The 17,944-nt window shown below is 44.6% G+C and carries 12 protein-coding genes; 1 reads left to right on the top strand and 11 read right to left on the bottom strand.

The genetic code is table 11. From position 1 onward, the window contains the following. Positions 1–51: 51 nt before the first annotated feature. The 10 genes from NSU14_RS32715 to NSU14_RS32670 form a co-directional block, all read right to left on the bottom strand. Positions 52–5,598, bottom strand: coding sequence for an S-layer homology domain-containing protein (locus NSU14_RS32715; protein ID WP_340948541.1), 5,547 nt, complete (start codon positions 5,596–5,598; stop codon positions 52–54). Positions 5,599–5,920: 322 nt separating this feature from the next. After that, entirely contained in the window at positions 5,921–6,589 is a 669-nt protein-coding gene (locus NSU14_RS32710) for a cyanophycinase (RefSeq protein WP_340948539.1), read from the bottom strand. Positions 6,590–6,628: 39 nt separating this feature from the next. Then, entirely contained in the window at positions 6,629–7,522 is an 894-nt protein-coding gene (locus NSU14_RS32705; RefSeq protein WP_340948537.1) for a DUF2785 domain-containing protein, read from the bottom strand. A gap of 94 nt (positions 7,523–7,616) precedes the next feature. Next, positions 7,617–8,537: a helix-turn-helix transcriptional regulator gene (locus NSU14_RS32700; RefSeq protein ID WP_340948536.1), complete on the bottom strand. Its 921-nt coding sequence runs from the start codon at positions 8,535–8,537 to the stop codon at positions 7,617–7,619. Between the two features lie 51 nt (positions 8,538–8,588). Next, a complete protein-coding gene (locus tag NSU14_RS32695) occupies positions 8,589–11,180 on the bottom strand; it encodes an FtsX-like permease family protein (RefSeq protein ID WP_340948534.1) in 2,592 nt (863 codons plus the stop codon). After that, a complete protein-coding gene (locus NSU14_RS32690) occupies positions 11,177–11,860 on the bottom strand; it encodes an ABC transporter ATP-binding protein (protein WP_039295964.1) in 684 nt (227 codons plus the stop codon). Before NSU14_RS32690 ends, NSU14_RS32695 begins: the two co-directional genes overlap by 4 nt. Before the next feature lie 24 nt (positions 11,861–11,884). Then, positions 11,885–12,823 (bottom strand): VanZ family protein, encoded by a 939-nt coding sequence (locus NSU14_RS32685; RefSeq protein WP_340948533.1) that lies wholly within the window; start codon positions 12,821–12,823, stop codon positions 11,885–11,887. Between the two features lie 101 nt (positions 12,824–12,924). Further along, positions 12,925–13,926 (bottom strand): sensor histidine kinase, encoded by a 1,002-nt coding sequence (locus NSU14_RS32680; RefSeq protein WP_340948531.1) that lies wholly within the window; start codon positions 13,924–13,926, stop codon positions 12,925–12,927. Beyond that, a complete protein-coding gene (locus NSU14_RS32675; protein ID WP_042141824.1) occupies positions 13,927–14,610 on the bottom strand; it encodes a response regulator transcription factor in 684 nt (227 codons plus the stop codon). 276 nt (positions 14,611–14,886) lie between these two features. Next, on the bottom strand, positions 14,887–15,876 hold the full coding sequence (locus tag NSU14_RS32670) for a zinc-binding dehydrogenase (protein ID WP_042140566.1): 990 nt from the start codon (positions 15,874–15,876) through the stop codon (positions 14,887–14,889). Positions 15,877–16,004: 128 nt separating this feature from the next. Between NSU14_RS32670 and NSU14_RS32665 the strand changes: the two genes are divergently transcribed. Further along, positions 16,005–16,859, top strand: coding sequence for a LysR family transcriptional regulator (locus NSU14_RS32665; RefSeq protein ID WP_042141825.1), 855 nt, complete (start codon positions 16,005–16,007; stop codon positions 16,857–16,859). A 93-nt stretch (positions 16,860–16,952) separates the two neighbouring features. On the opposite strand, the gene NSU14_RS32660 is transcribed toward NSU14_RS32665, so the two are convergent. Continuing rightward, entirely contained in the window at positions 16,953–17,897 is a 945-nt protein-coding gene (locus NSU14_RS32660) for an MBL fold metallo-hydrolase (RefSeq protein ID WP_340948529.1), read from the bottom strand. Positions 17,898–17,944: the final 47 nt, after the last annotated feature.

Raw genomic sequence — 17,944 nt, 5'->3', positions numbered from 1 at the left:
TCAGCCGCGATGAACCTTTTCATAAGAACCAACTAAATGATAACAACTACATTAGAACTTTATAAAACCCGTAAGGCCTGGGAATTGACTTCCCGGAAATCCCGGAAAACCTGGAAATCCCGGATTTTCACCCTCTCCACCTTCTCCGCTTCCTTCGTCAGGCAAGATAAGCTCATAAGTCACATTTTGTGCCGGTACTAAGTTCATAGCATACTCATCAATTTCCGGTGCCCCGTCTAGCGCCTTCCATCCAATTCCAGTCACTCCTAATCCCCAGACAGATTTACTTGGAATCGTGAATTGTACGCCGAAACGATAGGTTTCCTCATTGATTAGCTTTTCTTCTTGTGTAAATGGATCAATGTAGATAAATTTCACCTTATACACATTTCTATCATAATATAGCTGGAGCGTCGTACTGCCATCTTCGTCAACCACTCCACTGCTTATGGTTGCATAATCGGTACCCGTTCCTTCTAGAGAATAGAATCCAGAGTAGGTTTTATGGGTTGCAGTTACCGTGTCCCCTACTATTCCTTCTAGCTCTTCTGTATCCATTAATTCAAATGGAGCATCAATACCCGTACCTCTTTGATAATGCTCCACCGTATACTTTTGCCGTTGTGCAGCCTCCGTCCACTGTGCAGTGTAGGTCAGATTTTCCGCTGGCATTTCACGATTCTCTGACGGAATTGCTGGTGACCAGCCTGTAAATGTATAACCTTCACGCGTTGGGTCAGATGGTATTTGATAAGGCATTCCTGCACTTAAATAGCTTTTTCCAGAAATACCATCAGCAAAAGTTCCTTCATTCGAATCAAACGTTAGCTCATATTTACGCTGTAGGTATTGCCTCACTACAAGCTCATTTTTAGGACGTTCCGGATCTACTACAATTGTATAATCTGTTGGAAGACCCCAATCATCTGCTAACTCGTACTCATTGGGACTGTTATAATAGCCTGCCGCTTGGGTACGTGCATTGAACACTTTGTATGCAGTTGCCAGATAAATTTCACTGCCCACTTTCGAGAATTCTCCTTCGTAGCTGTCTCTTGAATAATATTCTACAAGTACCCTCATATCCTTCTTCAAATCGAAATAGGCCGTGTAGGTTTTCGGTGTACCCGGAACAAGATTATCCATTGATTCCCAGCCAAGGAAAGTAAGACCTTTAATATTCGTCACATAGCTCGGAACATCCAAACTGGCCCCATACTTCATATATTCAATATATTGCGTTGCGGCAATTGGTACATCATCTGTTGCCTTCGAATAGTCAAGCTGGAAGGTTAGCTCGATCATTTCGCGTTTATAAGAGTACTTGATTACAGTTGATCCGTCTGCCTTAATAACCACTTGAGTCTTTTGAGGCGTAATGAATCCTGGGATGTCTTTCGGACCTACTGAAGGTACAGCATTCGTTTTTCCTCTTAATTTTTCTGCATCAACTAATGTGTAGCCATCATCATATGAATTTTCAGTATAGGTTTCTACCAGATACGGCGTATCCGTAGCAGGTTGAAATGCAGCATAGAAATTAAGATCTTTGGCATCCATTACAGTTGGAAGCGAAACCTTCCAGCCTATCGTTCCCAGGCTCTCATTATACCAGCCTATGAATGTATACCCTAGCTTGGTAGGATCCGGGATCTGAGGAATCGCCGACAAATATTTACCACTAATTTGCCGCATAATTCTCATATCAGAAATTGGTAATTTTTCATCAAGTTCCTTTAATGTCATCGTATAGCTGTCTTTAAGATTATCATATGAGACTGTATAGGTACGAGTCAGAGGATCAGAACCTAATGATGCGCTTGGCCCGTCATAAGTGATATATAATTCTGTATCATATCCGGTTTCATCATCACGATCAGGTGTGATAGTACGGTTGCGGGGATCATACCTGAAGTTGTCCCTATTCGAGAAACTGATTCTAAAGTAAGAAACATCTTGTGGAGAAGAAGTCAGTTCACCATCGTGTAAATCCATCTTATCCATCATAAAGTATTCAAGTGGTAATTGATAAGACGTCTTTCCAAACTCACCATGCATCTCTATCGGCTCAACATCATCCTGTTCGTAAGAGAAATCCAGGATCGCGCTACGTGTACCCATTTCAAATAGAGGCTTCTCATAGGTCGTCGAGTAAGGTACGACCGAGAAGGTTCCCTTAAACGCCTGCGCAATAATTTTTATTTCTAAATACAGCCCGATCTCTGCATGATAAGCCCCTTTCATACTAGAAATCGCAGGTTTCCCTTCAGTCCTCTCATAATGATAATAGAAGAAGCCCCATAATTTTATATACCCTCCTAGCTCTGCTTGCACCCCTATACTATTAAGCTCCGTGGATAAGGCACCAACCTCTACCGTAAGACGAATCCCGGCTCTTAACCCTAATTCACCCATCGCATAGAAGGTAAAGTTATACTTTTCAGGTACAAGCGTAGTTTGAGAGTTACTAACCTCAGCTGCAATGATGCGCATATTGAAGCCATAGCGTTGACCATTTTCATACGTATATATAATTCCAACCGAGATATTAACCTTTGCACTAACTACGAACTCTGCCTTAAATACAATCTCAAAAATACCATTAACGACTCGCACTTGGGTCCTAAATATTTCTTGTGTAACGATATCAACCCAATCAATATCTTCATTGTCCAGGAAATCTGCATATAGATCCGGCAAGCTGTCTGAGATCTCATCAATTTCATTATCTGTGTACTTTTCAGACTCTTCCATAACCTTCTTAATTTGTCTGGCGACGTTAATAACATCATCACTATTCCAATCAATATCTTCCTCTTTCTCGAATAGACCGAGATTGGCATCGAATCTTACGGCCGTATACGTATATACATCAAGATTGGCATATACTGAATAATCGACGGGTATTGAGAAAAACCAGAATTCTTCCCAGTAAATATTCCCACCAGCACTAAGGTTAACTGAAAATTCTTGCTCAAATGTCCCTGTTAATTTAATTTTAATTTCGTGATTTGCACTAACCTCGATGGTTACCTCTGCTTCAATTTGTAAAGCGGCGCGGATACCTGTTTTTCCTTCGAAGTGGTTTAGGTTCGGTGAAATATCTACCTTTACTTGTTCAACAGATACTTCCACCTTTGAGCCGGCTATCTTCATCAAGCTAGTACCTGCAGCTGCATTTTCACTGAGATACTGAATATCGCTGTCGCTGAACTGGTTATCTACATTAAGCTCCTTAAAGCTGTCTGTTTGCAGTGCCATCGACGCAAGATAGCCTGAAGCGCGCTGTGCAAATCCGCTATCCATTGCTTCACTAGTCATCTCTGCTTGCAGTTGGGCAATGCTATCATCACTAAGCAGCTTTTCATTCTCTACTTTTTGATCTTTTTTATAATAATCGAATGAGCTGCGCATTGCTTCTTCACTAATAGCCTCATAAGTAATCGTATACGTATTATTAGCATGATTAACTGCTCTGATCTGTGCATAGTTGAGAAGCTGAGAGGCCTCACTCAATTCCCCTGTATAGAATGCGATGAAATCTCCTGGCTCGACGGTAAGATCTTCTTTGAAATTAAAGCCCGCATACTTTGCATCCGAGAAATCCATCGTTGATTCAGATACCGTGATCGAATTATTGTTCGGATCACCATCCGTATCCTCAGCAGCATTTACGGGTAAAACATCTGGTACAAAAATAATATCCGCTACATCTGGCGCGCCGTAATGATACTCATTGCCATTTTTGATCGAAAAAATTTGGACGTAAGAAATGTTTCCTTCATCCTCTAACGGCGCGCTTCCATTATGCTCACTTGGATTAGTACCGTCATAAATGGCAACGGTATCTCCTACTTCGATCCCGCCACCCTCATGAATGAAGTAGCCATCCTGATAGTCGTTTACGGTTGTTTCCGTAGTTCCCTTATTGATCTCATACGTATATAACGGGTTCGCAATAAACTTAGCCTGCTGACCGCCTTGACTCATCAAAGACACTTCAGCTGCACTTATAAACTTCAGGTTTGAATTGAATTTAAGATTGTTAACTTCAGCCTTAGCTGTCGTAAAATCAACTTCCCTTGTGGATGAATCATATTCCGTATCGCCTTCTTTGAATACTAAAGCATCTTCAGTCAATACGAGCTTGAATGTACCTCCCTCAGGAAATTGCTTACTCTTGTTATTGGCAGTAATAATGTATTCATTATCCACCTTAGTTATGGAAATACCTGAATACTTCACAAAATCAAGATGCGTAGATGCACTAAACCTAATCGCATTCTTAATCATAGATTCTGTTAATTCTCCAGAGCTATCAACGACTTTAATTGAAAATGTGCTTGGTTGATCCAGCTTACTAATCACAGGTATACTTTGAACTTCGAGTGCTTGATCCGATAATCTTTCGAATTTGGCATATAGTGTCATGTCGCTGGTTACAATTGCATCTGAAGAAACCTCCGTAGTAAACTCACTATCCGTATACCAGCCTAGGAACGTGTAATTTTCTTTTTGCGTAGTTGGTAATTCGCCTAGTGAATGACCTGCAACAACGTACCTATTCGCTATAGCGGTTCCGCCATTTGTATTAAATGTAATGGTGAAGGTTCCGCTAGTTGATGTTGGAGATGGAGTTGGTGTTGGTGTAGATACCGGTGTGGATGTTGATGTAGATGCAGCAGATGTTGATGTTAATGTCGGTGTTGATGTCGGTGTTGGTGTCGATGTGGATGTTGGGATCGCTGTGGATGCCGGTGAAGTGTTTTTCTTAATCACCTCATTACTGCGCATGACAAACGAAGCCGCTTCAGCACGAGTTGCATTGGAGGCTGGATTGAAATTACCGCTCCGGTCTCCATTGATTAGACCAGCTCTCCATAATGCCATTACAGCATCTCTTGCCCAGCTTGATACATTACGAATATCGCTTGGCTCTGTAATAATAGGATTCCCTGTTTGATAGTCGATGTTGAATTCCTCGAAATATCTAACCATAATAGTAGCCATTTGCTCTTTGGTCACCGTATTGTTTGGTGCAAACTTTCGATTGCCTATCCCTGTTACAATACCGTTCTCATTGGCCCATTCTACGTAAGGTGCATAATAAGAACCCGCGGACACATCCGTGAATGAAGAGGCTGAGGTGTATTTGGAAGAATCAATTCCTGCTGCACGTCCAAGAACAGTAACGAACATTGCACGTGTCATCGTGCCTTGTGGTGAGAAAGTGTGCTCCCCTGTACCTTGGAACAGGCCATTCTGATACACATAATTTGCTGCTTCGAAGAACCAATTGCCTTGCTTCACATCATTGAAAGAACTTGCTGTATTCCCATTCGTCAAATTCGGTGCGTCGGCAACCGGATTGATATTTTGCGCGATATTACTCCAGCCACTTGATAGCTCATTGGATGGAGGTAATTCCAACGATTCTGTTCTAGTCTCACTAGGATTGCTGGAATCACTAAAACTACTTGACCCGCTGAAACCATTCAGATCACTAGAGCTGCCCGTTTGCGCCGATGTCAAGCCTGGCGATACTAGGGAGACCAACAATAACACTGCAAACATTAAACTAATAATCCGTTTGTACAAAGACTATTCCCCCTAATAAATGAATTACATGAAAAAAAACGACTGACACCCTATGCAATGTCCAGCCTCTTGTGCATCCAATTGTTATATTCATTTATGTTAGCATAGCAATTTAACCCTCATCTGAAACTTAAAGAAAACTTTAACTTTAGCTTAAATAATGGAAGTAGAAATAGAGCGGAAATGATGTTCATCTAAAAAAAATAGCGGCAGAAGAGAGTTTATCTCTTCGCCGCTTACCGGGATACTCTGGATACAGGTCCATATTGAGAGGTGACTAATTATTATTTGAGCATTTCATTTCGGTAGCCCCTCTCTCTAATTAGAGCGTCTCAACCAATATCTGAATCTTTGAGCGGGAAATTAAATATAAAGGACCCATTGTTTCTATTTTGCCGTCCTTTACACGTATAGCGCTCTCCTGTTCTGCCGCATAAACATCAATCTCTTCAGACAAGGGGAACAGGTAGCCTTGAACAAACGTGGCGTAGCCACGCTTAGAATGGGATTCATAGGCAAAATGATCAAAGCCAATCCCCTCATAAATCGTACTCGTTTCAACTTCATGACCAGTGTCATTCAAGCTTAACCATTGAGCAGACATGTTTAGCGCACCGGCGCTGGCACCCAGTATAACGGCATTGCTGTTCTTAATAACACCCGATAATTCATAATCCGCCAAAAAATCCTTCTGCAAAACAGGATACCCGCCGCATAATAAAATGACAGAAGCGTTGTGAATGAACCTCTGGGCATCCTCCTTCTGCATACGGTAATCAATGAAATGATATTCATCAAAAATAATGTTAGCCTGATTCAGCCATGTCCATTCAGAAAGTTCATCAAAGTTAATTGGCTCATCTGTGTAACCAGACGGGTCAGCGCTAATCATAACAAGCGATTGTCTGTCTTGTATATCCTCCTGCAAACAATGGACCAGCTTCTCTGGAAAAAAATGATTAAACCAACTGAAATAGTAGTGAGTACTCAAACTTAATTACCTCCATATGTATCATTTCTAGCGCACTTCTTAATTAGCCTCTTTAAAGCAGTTTAATTTAGCTTCAGCCGTCAGCATGGCACCGGTAAGAATAAGATTATTTCCGTCACTCCGGACCCTTGATCTGAAATACAGGCTGCGCACAAAATTTTTCCCGTTTACTCTGGCGACTCTCTGTGCGCGCGTATCCGGCCATTCCGTACATTGCGACAAGCTATGAATCCAGTCGGCAATCTCCTGCTGCGGAAGCAGCGCTTCGCTAATCATCGTGTCCACAATGCTGGCCATGCGCTCGTCTTCCTCCTCGTCAAAAATCCGGACACCGTTATGCAGCATCCCTGTAATCGCCCCCAGCACCTCGCGTTGCACTGCATTATCGCTTTCCGGACAGCGGATCAGCTCCTCCAGGGCATCCGCCCCGTGGGCCGCGGCATGAGCCCAGCCTTCAACTGCCAGATAACCGCGCAGGTCCTTCTCCTCCTGGTAGTAGCGAAGCAGCGAATGCTTTAGATGCCGGAACTCATCCGGAGTCAAGAATGAATTATTCCTGTGCCGCTGTACAATAAGAACGACAGGCAGAACCGCAAACGCCCTGGTGAGTACGCTATGGTCACCCTCGCTTCCAATCCGATAGAACAAATGCCGGTCATCCATCAGGACAGCCAAAAGTTGCCGCATTTCCGCACAGGAGAACTTATTATCGCGCTTTAGCCATATGTGAAAAGTGGAATAGATATGCTCGCGGAGCTCTGACTCCGGATCGCCAATATGCCGCAGCATCAGACAGGTAAAGTCTTGTAACCTTTCTCCCTCACGCAGGATATAGCGTTCCTCCTCCAATCTTTGCAGCTTCCGTATCAGTTCTATTCGTGTGTCCTCCGTATCCCATTCATTGCAATCATTGTGCACAATGCCGGCTTTCATTTAATCGTTTCACTCCTAGCCTAGTTATAGCGGGCGTTATGTATTTCTCCCGCCGATATCCCTACTATAGAACACAATGACTGACACCAGGGCGTCAGTCATTGTAGGATAGAAGCATATTCTGCATATATTGCTGCAGCTCCGCCCGTAATTCACGAGGCTCCAGCAGCTCGCACTCCTTGCCGAAGCTTAGAATGAATTTCAGCAGACCCTCCTCATAAGGATAAGTATCCCTCACGAGATAGAAGCCGTCTTCACGCCGGCTAATCTTCTCTTTCTCAAAATACTCGGGAAGCTGCGCGCCAATTCGCGGAGTGAATCTGAGCACAACCTGTATGTCCCGCTGCGAATAGCTTTGCTTAATAACCTCGGCGATTTGGTCTTCCGGCAGCTCTCTTTTTGCAAAAGGCGGCCCCTGTCTGAGTTGCTTGATCCGCACGAGCTTGAATCTGCGGTAATCCTCTCTGACCCGGCAAAAACCTATCACATACCAATCTCCGTGGCGAAAGTCAATCCAGCTTGGCTCTACCGTTCGCTCCAGGTATTCCATATCCCTGTTGATATAGTCGAACACCAGCAGTCTGTTATCCGTGATGGCCTTGCTTATGATCCCAATGTATTCTTTAATTTCCTGCTCCATGCTGAAATGGGACATATCCAGAGTCAGCTTGTGCTTCTCGGGCTCCTGCTTATAGGTATGCTCAACCTTTAGCATGATGTCATTAAAAGCTTCGTTCCTGCCAAACAAGCTGTGTAAATTCTTCATTACAGCTACAAACGTATGAGCTTCATCCCGGTTTAAAAAGAGGCCGCTTATATTATAACTGTCCATAATATAGTATCCTCCGCCCTTACCGCTGGACGAGGCAACCGGTATGCCGGCTTCGCTTATTTTTTCGATATCCCGATAGATCGTCCGTAAGGATACCTCGAAATGCTCGGCAAGCTCCTTGCCCGTTACTGTGCCTTTACCGGAGATGATCAGCAGCATGGAGAGCAATCGGTCGACTCGCATGATTGTGTGTGACGTCGGGTGACGTCTCCTCCTCTGGGTGAAATAAGTGAATCATATATTCTCTTGCTTTAATGCATCAATAATATTCTCCTTTTTTACTTTAGCTCCGGAATAAACAACCGCAGAGCTGACAATGACAAATACACACACAATGACAGACAGAATGCTCATCCAGGGCAGGGTGAACCCATAGCTGAATTTGTTCGCAAATGCTTTATAGATCAGAACCATCACGGCGAAACTGACAGGAAGCCCATACAAGAGCGACTTGACCCCATAAAAAACACTCTCATAGTTCAGCATTTTTGCAAACCCCTTTGGCGTCGCGCCTACGGATTTCAGCATTGCAAATTCCCGTTTGCGAAGAGCCAGCCCTGTTGAGATCGTATTAAAGATGTTCGCAACGGAAATCGCAGAGATTAATACGATAAAACCGTAAGAAAAGACGTTCATCAGCAGAATCTGTTGTTCTTCTCTTATTCTGGATTGATATACATTGTAGACATTCAGATTGGTCTCATTCAATGCTTCAATTTCCTGCTGCGTTTTCACCGGTTCCGTGCTTTTCAAATGGAGATACATCGAAGCGTTAGCCAGCTCCTCGCCGTCTGCCAGCCGATTCATGACGCGTTCCGACACGATCATATTTAACCCGCCTACGCCTACCGGGCTCATCCCCATCGGTGCCTTATCCGTCAATGCGGCAAATATCACTTTATTTGCTTTCGTTTCTTCCCCGCTCTCATTAAAAAAACTCGTTAGCTCGATATGTTGACCGATATTCGCATATATGGACTTCGTCTGAATATATTTACCCGTATCTATATCTTTGTAATGAATCGTATCCATCACGATTGCGGCGGGATGATCCAGATCCGTAAGCTGTTCGTAATCTGCGTGAGCCGCTCTGGCATAGGCTTGCAGGCTCGAATCATTCAGTGCATAGAGCTTAATTTCGTAAGGGTATTTCCCGTCTTGCAGCATACTCTTATCCTGCTTAACCTTCTCTTGCAACTCGTCGGCGATGCTTGCTGCATCGACCCAAGCGTTCCTGACTAACTCATGACTGACGCTGTATTCCGTGACGCCATCCAGAGATACAAGCGATTGCATCAACCGGTCATCTAGTCTTTCGCCATTACTGGACGACACTTCAATATCGTAATTGATGCCTTCCAGCGACAATGCCAGAGATTGTGTCAGGCCAGTCGTGAAAAACGATATCGTCAAAAACAAAACGATGCTGATGACCAGCGAAAAAAGAATAACATGATATCTTCGTTTGTTCCTTTTTAAGTTTTTCAGCCCGATTTCTGCTTCGATTCCGAAGAGCTTACGAATGATCTTCGACGTCTTCACTGCTTTGGCCGTAAGCTTTACGTCGGTGGTTTGGCGAATCGCGTCCATGGGAGATACCCTGGATGCTTTAACCGCCGGGAGATACGCCGAAACGAAAATCGTCAGCATCGAAACAAGACAAGTAATCAAGAGCAATAACGGCGTGACGATAAGCCTCAGCTTTTCACTAGTCCATAATGCTCCTTCAATCATTGTGTTCATGAACGAAAAGGTGATTCCGATTCCGGCAAGACCGCATAAGATGCCAATGGGAATGCTGATCAAACCAATGACGATACCTTCAAAAAATACGGAATTTCGCTTCTGCCTTTTCGTCGCCCCCACGCTCGCGAGCATCCCTAAATGGCGGGAACGTTCCGAGACGGATATCGCAAAAGCGTTATAGATGAGCCCAACCGAGCCAATTATAATGGCCCCCATAATGATTGCCGATAATGAGAACATCATGCTGGATGAGGCTCCGCTGCTGGACAAGCCATAATAACGAAGCAAATCGTTATTATATTGGACAGTGTCCATTTGGTTTTTCTCAGCCAGCTTCTCCGCATGTGCGAACAAGAACGGATTGACCTGCTGCAAGACCACCGACGCATCGACCCGATCGTCCCCCCCGATGATATGATCATCGACATAGCTAATGATCGTATAACCCGGGGCCCGAGCCGTTTCCGACACCGGAGGTTTAATGAAGCCTACCACCGTATAATCCTTAATTATGCTATGCTGTAATGTCTCGGTCAATGTGCCGTCTTCCCTGCGCAGCGGTTCCGTCTGATCCAGGGGATGATCGCCCCCTTGTTCGAATCGGTCGCCGACGCGAAGCGTTAGACGGTCGCCGATTTCGTACTTCACTTTGCCATTTGTTGCAACAGACTCGGAGATCACAACCTCCTTGTCCGTGTGCGGAAGACGCCCCTTGCTTATTTCAATCTGAAATTGTGTGAACCCTTGCACATCATATTCCTTAATGAACAAGTACGGCTTATTGGAATTTTGTCCCCCTTCTAATGGGGCATACCCAAGGTCTCTTGTGATTGCAACCGTTTTGGTTGCATCATCGCCCTGTATCGCCGCAAGCTGTTCCTTGGTTATATCTTGATACTGAATATGCCACTCCCCTGTATCTGTGATAGTTTGTCTGATCATTAAATCCGCAAAGGAAAAAATAAGCGTAATGACAGCGGTCATCATGGATACCGAAATAATTACGCCAAGAATAGTCACAAGTGTTCGTCTCTTGTTCTGCTTCAGATGCCGGATGGTTAATGTATTGACAATATTCATCGCCTTATCACCTCGTCTTTGGCAATCCTCCCATCTTCAATTGAAATGATTCTGTCGGCTTGCAGGGCGATCCGTTCGTCATGAGTGATTACGATCAGTGTCTGATGATAGGTCTTATTCAGCATTTTCAATAAATCGACGATCTCGCTGCTATTCCTGCTGTCCAGATTCCCGGTGGGTTCGTCAGCCAGCATGATCGCAGGATTGCCGATGATCGCCCTGCCAATCGAGACACGCTGCTGCTGTCCACCGGATAGCTGATTCGGCAGATGGTTTAATCGATGCTGCAAATTCAACGTATTCACAAGATCAGCCAGTTGCTTTTGATCTACCTTTTGTTGATCCAGCAAGAGCGGCAGCGTAATATTCTCTTCCACCGTCAGGACGGGAATCAGATTGAAAAACTGGTAGATCAGCCCGATTTGCCTGCGTCTGAAGATGGCCAGCTGCGTTTCGTCCAAGGTATACATATCCGTATCCTGAACATACACTTTCCCGCCAGTCGGTCGATCCACACCGCCCAGCATATGAAGGAGTGTCGATTTCCCCGATCCGGAAGGTCCGATAATTACGACGAATTCACCTTTTTGGACCGAAAAGGAAACATCATCAAGCGCCTTCACCGCCGATTCGCCTGTGCCGTATATTTTGGACAAATTTTCAATGGTTAGAATCTCCATTGCCATCCCTCCTTCCCTAGATGCTCAATTCCAGTTATATACCATCTCTCTATATCCAACATCCCAAAGGATTTCATTCCCCTCAATGGTTATCTTAAGCTCTTTAGCCCCGGTGAGATGAAGGATCCTATTGTCCGGCTCATGGAGCTGATCTTCTGCAGATACAGACAGGAGCTCATGCGCGTCAACGGTAACCTTAAGGCTGCCCTGAAAATCCTTATGATCAGGAATTCCATAATTCAAGCTAAGATACAGATCTCCCTTATTGCCTAGCGAATACGTATATGTTTCCTTCTTTTTACCTTCCATGCCATACACATTATATTGGGGTGTCACGTCTTGACCGCCAATCTTAAGACTGTCCTGTTTGGTTCCCGTTACTCGATTTCCGGTACTATCTTCCCATTCGTTTATCGCTACAAAAGGGGCCAACTCTTTGGTGAACACTTGATCAACTACTCCGAAGACCCCCCACACGCCGATCATTAAGACAGCACTGGCAATTCCCGTAGCAGCGATATTTCTCCAGTAGTTTTTTGTACGGAAGCCAATCTGGTACGCCCCGAATCCAATAGCAGCGCCCAATGAGTTCTGTATGACGTCGTTCATGTCAAAGCTGCCGAGGAATGTTAGTGCCTGGATGGTCTCCACCACAAGAATGGACAGGATAAACCCTGTCATGAAGCGAACAAAGCTGGTGCGGTATAACAGCGGAAACAGTATGCCAAAAGGTATGAAGGCTGCAAAGTTTCCAATACCCACCAAGTCCATCAGTGTCGGATGTAGAAGATCGGAAAGACCCGGCACCCTAAAAAAACCGTCCGGCAAAAAAATAAAGGTGTACTGGCTGATTTGATCTACCTTATCCGCTCTGCCGAAAGCAAAAAGCATAAAATAAAGAATAATCAGGGTGTAGCCTATCGTGATAATAAAAGTAATCTTGCGCTGCTGCTTCACTTGCATGGTTGTACCTCCATCGTTCATCTGATGAATATCATTTTACCTGTCCAAAATGACTTTACAGTGACGTTGGAGGTGACAGTTCAGTCACTTACGGAGTGCTGTTAAATCACATGCTTATAAAATTTGATCCGAAACTCTGTACCCCTCCCGCTGTCGCTCGTTACATCAATCACGCCGTTCTGGCTTGCAATGATGCTGTGAGCCATCGCAAGCCCTATACCGATGCTTCCTTCATTAGCATTTTTTCCTTTATAAAAACGTTTGAAAATATAAGGCAAATCCTCTTTCGGAATGCCCTCTCCGTTGTCAGCAATAACGATTTCCGTAAATAGCACGTTGTCGGAAAATGTGATGGTAATCGCACCGCCCTCAGGTGTATGCTCCACTCCATTTTTCAAAATATTGATAACCGCTTCAGCAGTCCAATGGAAATCGCCGGCAAAAGAGACGTTGTCATCCCCTGTGATGGAAACGGTCTGTCCCTTAATATCCATCGGAATCATAACCGGCTCCAGTGCCTTTTGGATTAGGGTTTCCATGTGTATTCGATCTTTTTTGAACGGGATAGTTCCCGCTTCCATTTTCGCTAGCTTTAATAAGGATGAAACAAGCCAATCGATCCGTTCAAGCTGAATGCGAATATGATGGGTGAACTCCGTTCTTTTGAGTGGAGGCAGATCAGGAGCGCTTAACAGATCTGCCATGACTGTCATAGAGGTGATCGGCGTTTTGAGCTGATGTGAAATATCGGAGATGGCGTCGGTCAGTTGAAGCTTATCCCGCTGCAATAGCGAACGATGCTCGGAGAGCATGCGTGTCACCTTGTAAATATCATTCTTTAAGATGCTAAGCTCACCTTCTTGATTATCGCGAGGGTCAAGGGAGGCCTGGCCGCTGCTAATCTCCCGCAAATAGACGGACAGCTTCTCTAGCTCGTAATATCTCCGTTTTGTGAATAATAAAGCTGTGCCGGTAAGCAGCACGGATACAATAATAACGAGGGCTGCGGCGACGGACGAAATAAAAGCAGCAATGACGATCGCCGATAAGCTGATCGAACCCATGACGAGTAATAATATTTGATTTTCCCGATTGCGCAGCATCTAATCACCAACCTTATAGCCTAAACCGCGTACCGTTTTGATCAGAGCCGGCTGCTCTGGATTATCCTCCAGCTTTTCCCTTAGCCTTTTGATATAGACCGTTAACGTGTTGTCATTCACGAAGTCGCCGGCCACGTCCCAGATTTGCTCCAAGAGCTGATTCCTGGTGAGGACCTGTCCAACGTGGTTGCCAAAGATCAGCAATAAGCGGTATTCCAAGGCGGTTAGCGAAATTTCGGCACCGTTTTTATATACTTTGCCTTCCAGCGTATGGATGCGCACATTGTCAATGTCAATGACCGCTCCGGCATGGGACAGCTTCTGGTACCTCCGCAAGACGGACTTGATCCTGGAGAGAAGCTCGCGAACCCGAAAAGGTTTGGTAATGTAATCATCGGCTCCCATATCGAGTCCCATCACGACATTGACCTCATCATCAATCACTGTTAAGAAAATGACCGGGATATCCCGTCGTTCCTTCACCATCTTGCATAATTCATAGCCCGTTCCGTCTGGAAGCTGTAAATCGAACAGGCACAAAGTGAACTGATCGATGTCTTCGGCGAGCACCTTTCGGGCTGAAGCGGCATCATGGCAGAGAACGGTCCAATAACCCTCTTGCTGCAGCGAATATTCCAGTCCCGACGCGATCGTCTTATCATCTTCAACTAATAATATTTTCATCTGAAGGCCATCCTTATGATTGATTTTAGAACATTTAATGAATTCCACGACTACACAATCTCTTTGAGTCATTTAATTTACCTGATGCCATATTAATGACTTTCACAACTCTGAAGGGGCAAGATAGGGACAAAAAACACCCCACAACGCTAAAGATATTCTTTGCTCAGATTTATATCGCTTTTGTCGCGGACGGTCATAACCTGAACTTTATTATGGTCAGCATAACATTTAGCCTGAACCGCTTCTTACGACCTCATTTGCCCTGTTGTCTGTTCAATCTATTCTTATTCCAATATTACCGAACTGCTCCCCCTTCTGCATTCTGTGAAATGCCTGAACTGTATCTTGTAAAGGATATACTCGATCAATGATAGGACGAAGCAAGTGGCGTTCCATAAATTGAAGCATAGCAGCAAATTCTTCACTACTTCCCATAGAGGTACCAATGATACTAATTTGGGGAAAAAATATGGACCGCATCGGGATCTCCATTCGATCTCCCGAGCTTGCCCCAAACGTGACAATACGGCCACCCGGTTTAATAATGTCAAAGTAATGTGGGAACGTCGCAGGTCCGATGCTGTCGAGGATGAGATCGACGGTGTCTCCATCCATACTTTCCCTCCAATCGCTATGACTGTCAAATGCATGGTCAGCCCCATTAATGAGTGCAGCTTGTCTTTTCGTTTCACTACGTGATGTCACACTAACACGCGCACCCACCGCTGAAGCCATCTTCATGGCATAAGTCGCAACACCACCACCAATGCCAGGAATAAGGACGTGTTCACCTTGCTGTAAGCGGCCTCTCGTGAACAGAGCTCGATAGGCCGTCAAGGCGGACAGGGGTAGCACACCCGCTTCTTCCCAAGACAGGTAAGCTGGCTTGCTGATGACATTTTGCGCAGGAATGATGATAGACTCGGCGAATGTACCATCTGAAGGACCTCCTACAATGGCTGGAACATACGGAACATTATCGGCGGATTCCCATCCGATACATGGATTAATGATGACATCGGCACCTAATGGATGGCTGAATACGCCTTCACCTACTGCTTCTATCCTGCCCGCGCCATCAGAACCAATAACCAGAGGGACATCCTGTTCTGTTCGATCTGCCATGATGAACAAGTCCCTATGGTTCAGCCCTGCAGCCTCTATCCTTACTTTTACTTCGCCAACCCCCGGCTTTTGGTCCCTAATATCTTTATATTTCAAGCCCTTCAGGCCACTTTGTCCAGCATGTACAATTGCTTTCATCTTGATTACTCCCTTAAGTCGTTATTAATGAATCTATATTGAATTGTACATAAAGGATATAATCCAGTAAAATGATCAAAACTGAAGGCGACTATCATAAAGAATTATACCAGGCAGGTGACATGGAAATGGAAAGTGGAGATTTAAAAATATTTCAAGCTGTTGCTCGCGAGGGCACCATAACGAAGGCCGCGCAAGTCTTGAACTATGTGCAGTCCAATGTGACGAACCGGATTCAGTACCTTGAGGCTGAGTTGAAGCTCCCTCTTTTTCGTCGATCCAATCGGGGGATGACGTTAACGCCGGCAGGTGAGAACTTGCTGGAGTATACGGATAAAATACTGACTCTGATGGACGAGGCTGTGAAATCCACACAATACTCGGAGCATCCTGCGGGCCTTCTCCGCTTAGGTTCCATTGAAACGACAGCAGTTATTCATCTGACTCCTCTTCTGACCAAGTATCACTTACGATATCCCGATGTCAAACTATCGCTCATCACTGGCGAAACGCATGGTCTCTTACAAAAGGTGCTTGATTACGAACTAGATGGAGCCTTTGTCTATGGACCCATTGACCAGCTTGATATAGAACATGTTGTGGCTTTCAACGAGGAGTTGGTGCTGATCTCGGAACCGGGTAAGAGTGACATGCGCGAATTGCTTACGAAGCCGATGTTGTTCTTCGACGTTGGATGTACACATCGCGCAAAAGCTGAGAAATTCCTAGGAGAAAGCGGGATGAGCTCTTATCAGATTATGGAGTTTGGAACGTTAGAAGTAATTCTAAGTGGTGTAGCCGCTGGATTCGGCGTGTCTATGCTGCCACAATCGTCAATTACCAAGGCGGAAGAGGCGGGTCAAATATCTTCCCATCGTCTTCCTGAAGGGTACCGGGACTTGCATGTATGGTTTGTACATCGCCGGAATTCCATTTTCTCCAGTGCATTGTCAAGATTATTCCAAATGATTCAACAGCCATAGACATGCCTAACCTACTGAATAAGAAGTGGTGGTAGACCAACATCAGCAACTTCCATTACTTCGTTTTTTTCAAGATCTCTATTTCATGTTGTCTCATCTGTTGTTTTGAACAAGCATACTGTTAAAGAGCCAGCGAAAGTTCCAGCTGAAATACTGGGGCAGATGCCAATCCTCATAGCCTTTTAATACCCCTTGTTCCAGCCAGTAAGACTCTGATTTCCCGCTTTTTACAGCTCCAGAAACATAAGTGATCGTTTTCTCCAAAAATTGTATGACATCCGTGATTCGATCTGAATTAGATACATCTCCATGTCCCGGAACGACAGTATTGACCTTGAGGTCTTTTTGAATGCGTTTAAGGATGCGTATCCAAGCGTATGGATTACCGTAGGGTATGACCGGAATGGTCTTAGTCGATATTAAATCACCAGCGATCAAGGTTTGCTCTTCTGGAACGTACACAACAGCATCACTTAAAGAATGACCGCCTCCGTAAGATAAAACTTCGATTGATCGCTTTGTTCCTTGAATAACGAGTTTATCGTCAAAAGTTATCGTGGGGATCACCCTGCATAGGGAAGGGATGGCATCATAAAGGGCCCGCTGTACGGAAAGATCATAGTCGATTTCAGTTAGCATGTGGGGATCTCTTTGCTTTGAACGTACATGATTTAGGCTAGTCATTAACTTTTGAATGTTTTGCTGCATGAAATCAATATTCACTTCACCCATATCTGATAGCAAATCTCTTGTCCATACAGTAGATATAAATTCGCTTTTCATAAATTCCTGATTGCCGTTGACATGATCTCCATGAAAATGTGTATTCACTACATATTTAACCGGTTTGTTTGTTAGTTGTTCAGCAGTATGACGTAACAAAGCACCAGAATGCGGCAGGTTGGTTGTATCCACTACAACGGTTAAATCCCCAAGATCAATAATTGCTGCATTCCCCAGAGAACCGCTGCCTGGAACCGAAATAGCACCCCAGATCCCTTCCGCTGCTTGTTGAATCGTGAAATATTCGTTGTTCATTGTTACACCCCTTAGTGTTTGTTCCTGTATTTCAATTCGTAAAGTTA

Source organism: Paenibacillus sp. FSL R10-2771, from assembly GCF_038000205.1.
Lineage (GTDB): Bacteria > Bacillota > Bacilli > Paenibacillales > Paenibacillaceae > Paenibacillus_AQ > Paenibacillus_AQ phytohabitans.
Note: the sequence above shows the minus strand (reverse complement) of the source record. Positions and strands in the feature narration are given on the sequence as shown.